This is a genomic window from Paenibacillus sp. 01T422 (genome assembly GCF_056398785.1).
Genome location: NZ_JBFTQB010001105.1, coordinates 1 through 1,800 on the forward strand (window position 1 = coordinate 1; position 1,800 = coordinate 1,800).

At 42.9% G+C, this 1,800-nt stretch carries 2 protein-coding genes; both read right to left on the reverse strand.

All coding sequences use genetic code 11. The annotated features are described in order from the left end of the window. The coding region (locus AC1DUA_RS36080; protein WP_477504310.1) for a polysaccharide deacetylase family protein at positions 1 to 562 on the reverse strand (562 nt) is incomplete at its 3' end. 171 nt (positions 563 to 733) lie between these two features. Beyond that, positions 734 to 1,800 (reverse strand): prephenate dehydrogenase (locus tag AC1DUA_RS36085; protein ID WP_477504311.1); only part of this gene is annotated, 1,067 nt, incomplete at its 5' end.

Here is a 1,800-nt window from a genome sequence, read left to right on the forward strand (position 1 = left end):
CCTGAGTCTCGGTTACGCCGTTATTCGTGATTTTGTTGTTCAACATCGGCTTGCCATCTTTCATGACGTGCAATTGATCCGAATGAAGCTGAAAATCAATGCTTGAGAATTCTTTTCTCATTTTCCTAATTTGATCCCTGGACAAGGAAGGCAGCAATGTTGCTGTCGGATTATCCAAATCTTTGGTAATCACAAAATTCACGGCTGGTATACGCATTTTTTTGAGGATTGGATAAGCATTCGTGTAGAAACTTTCGTACCCATCATCAAAAGTAATTAGAACAGCATTGTCAGGAATTTTCGCTCCATCTTTCATAAAACTCTTGAACTGATCCATCGTGATGAAATTGTATCCTTGCCGCTGCAACGCACCTAACTGTCGCTCAAATAATTTGGTCGAAATAGTCACAGAGCCCTCAACTTGATCATCGATGTGATGATACACGAGAACCGCAACTTCCTTCGAGTAAATGACATTGTTCGCACTAACAAATGAGGGGAAAAAATTAACAAAAATAATAATAATAATCAACATGCTTTTTAACATCATCCATAGCTTCATCTCGTTCGCCCCACACCTAGAAGTTTGTAATATTAATATGAACGATGTCATTATAGCACGAAGTTTTTTATTTGAGAATCAATTTCAATAGAATAAAAGATAAGCTGATTTCTCCTCTTTTTGAACGTTCTAAAAGAGGCGAAATCAGCTTATTAGTGTGCACACTTTATTCTAAACATGAACCGCGTAAGGCCCGTTAAGCAGCTCTGCTGCGCGATCTGCGTCTTCCTGATTACGGAATGATAAACGCAAAATGCCAGGCACATCTTCACGACTCTCAATAATTTGGATATTACTTAAATTAATTCTAGCATTACCTAATAATGTTGTGATTTGTCCGATAATACCAGGATGATCTGGAATATCGACATAAATGTCAAATAATGATGTGATCATACCTTTTCTGCGCTCTGGCAGCTGGCTTCTGAATTCGCCCGCAATACGGAATTGTTCAACGATTCCCTCACCATCACTAGTCTCGATGAGTTCAATGAAACGGGAAATTTCGAAATTCCAATCCGAAAGCAACTTGAGCAGCACTTCTCGATTGTTTACTAAAATATCCCGCCATATCATTGGTTCGCTTGATGCAATGCGCGTGATGTCTCTGAAGCCCCCAGCAGCGAGGTTCTGATATAAAGGATTAGTTTCGTTATACCCTCGTACTTGGTTAACCAGCGCAACCGCAATAATGTGTGGTAGGTGACTGATCGCCCCAACGATATCATCATGTTCACGTGCACCGACCTGCACAATTTGCGCTTTTGTCGTCTTGAGCAGCTCGGTTAAGCGGTCTACCTCCGCCTGTGGTGTACCCTCAGCTGGGGTCAACACGTAAAAGGCATTTTCAAAAAGATGCGAAGACGCTGCCTCAACGCCGTGACGTTCGGAGCCTGCCATTGGATGACCACCAATAAAGAAAACGCCATCTTTTACCATGGTTTCTGCACTTTCCGTAATGCTTGCCTTCGTGCTGCCCACATCAGTGATGATACAGCCTTTCTTGAGCGGGAGCTTCATCAATTGTTGAACGTACTCCTCTAACATCCCAACCGGCACGCATAGGAAGATGTAGTCAGCCCCGTCAACTGCCTCAGCCATGTTCGTTGTTGCAACATCAACCACGTTCCGTTTGAGCAGTTTATCCACGGATTTCGGATTCGGAGAATGCCCGACAACGGTAAAACCCGGTTTTCCTTTGTAACATAAGGCCAGTGAACCGCCGATAAGCCCTACAC